The sequence below is a fragment of the Streptomyces sp. WELS2 genome, from assembly GCF_013870595.1.
GTDB lineage: Bacteria > Actinomycetota > Actinomycetes > Streptomycetales > Streptomycetaceae > Streptomyces.
The window spans coordinates 1-1701 of record NZ_JACBWZ010001123.1 but is presented as its reverse complement, the minus strand read 5'-3'; the positions used below and the strand labels follow the sequence as shown (position 1 = coordinate 1701).

Below are 1701 nucleotides of genomic sequence, written 5' to 3'. Positions count from 1 at the left end.
GCAGGTGCCGGTGCACCTGGTGCTGTTCGACGTGCCCTATCTGACCGGGCCGCTGCTCCGGCTGCCGTACGCGCGACGGCGGGCCCGGCTGGAGGAGCTGGATCTGTCCGGGCCGTACTGGTCGACGCCGCGCGCGGTGACGGGACACGGCGCGGAGGCGCTGCGCGCCACCCGGGAGCACGGGCTGGAGGGCCTGGTGTGCAAGCGGCTGGACTCGGTGTACGAGCCCGGGGTCCGCTCCCGCGCCTGGATCAAGATCCGGAACATGCGCGCCGAGGACGTGATCATCGGCGGCTGGCTGCCCGGCAGGGGCCGGCTGACCGGGCTGCCCGGGGCGGTGCTGGCCGGGCAGCGCGACGCGGAGGGCCGGCTGCGCTACGTCGGCGGGGTGGGCACCGGCTGGAGCGAGGCGGAACGGGTCCGGCTGGCGGAGCTGCTGCGGGAGGCGGCGAGCGACCGGTGCCCCTTCGACCCGGTGCCGAGGATCCCCCTGGCCCGCTGGGTGGTGCCCCGGCTGGTCGGCGAGGTCAGCTACAGCACCCGTACCCGGCACGGCATGCTGCGCCAGCCGTCCTGGCTGCGCTCGCGCCCGGACCTCACGCCGGAGGAGTCGGCGGCCGACCTGCCGAAGGAGCCGGGGTAGGAACGCGGGAGGCGTGGCCGGCGGGCCCGACCCCCGTGGCGCGGCGGCTCGTACGACCGACCGTGACGGGAGCCGAAGGGACCCGGGGTCTATCGTGTCCTCATGTCTGCACCGGAATTGATCCGTATCGTCTCCCGCGACTCCCCCATGGCCCTGGCCCAGGTGGAGCGGGTCCGTGCCGAGCTGGCCGCGCTGCACCCGGGGGTGCGCACGGAGGTCGTCCCGGTGAAGACGACCGGCGACAAGTGGCTGGGTGATCTCTCCAAGGTCGAGGGCAAGGGGGCGTTCACCAAGGAGGTGGACGCGGCCCTCCTCGCCGGGGAGGCGGATCTCGCGGTGCACTGCGTGAAGGACGTGCCCGCCGACCGGCCGCTGCCCGCCGGCACGGTGTTCGCCGCGTTCCTGAAGCGGGACGACATCCGGGACGCGCTGGTGCATCCGGGCGGGCTGACCCTGGACGAGCTGCCGGCCGGCACCCGGATCGGCACCTCCTCGGTCCGCCGGATCGCCCAACTGGCCGCGACCCACCCGCATCTGGAGTGCGTGCCGTTCCGCGGCAACGCCAACCGCCGGCTGGAGAAGCTGGCCGCGGGCGAGGCGGACGCGCTGCTGCTCGCGGTGTCCGGTCTGGAGCGGATCGGCCGGATGGACGTGATCAGCGAGGTGCTGTCGCCGGAGACGATGATGCCGCCGATCGGCGCGGGCATCCTGGCCCTGCAGTGCCGGGAGGACGACACCGGGCTGATCGACGCGGTCCGCGGTCTCGGCGACCCGGACACCCACCGGGAGGCGACGGCCGAGCGGATGTTCCTGCATGTGCTGCAGGGGCACTGCAACAGCCCGATCGCCGGGTACGCGCGCGTGGACCGCGGCGGCGAACTCAGCTTGCGCGCCTGTGTGTTCACGGCCGACGGCAAGACGCGGCTGAACGCCCACGAGTGGGCGGGGCGGCTCGACCCGGCGACCCTCGGCACCTCGGTCGCGGTCGCGCTGCTGCGGCAGGGCGCGCGGGAGATCATCGACGGCATCCCGCACTGAACCGCCTACGGCGTCCCGCG

General features: G+C 74.4%; 1 protein-coding gene and 1 pseudogene. Both read left to right on the top strand.

Annotated elements, in window-relative coordinates; genetic code table 11:
• Positions 1-643: pseudogene (locus H5J33_RS34255) on the top strand (ATP-dependent DNA ligase); the annotation flags it as partial.
• A 102-nt stretch (positions 644-745) separates the two neighbouring features.
• Positions 746-1681, top strand: coding sequence for a hydroxymethylbilane synthase (gene hemC, locus H5J33_RS34250; protein WP_181798558.1), 936 nt, complete (start codon positions 746-748; stop codon positions 1679-1681).
• Positions 1682-1701: the final 20 nt, after the last annotated feature.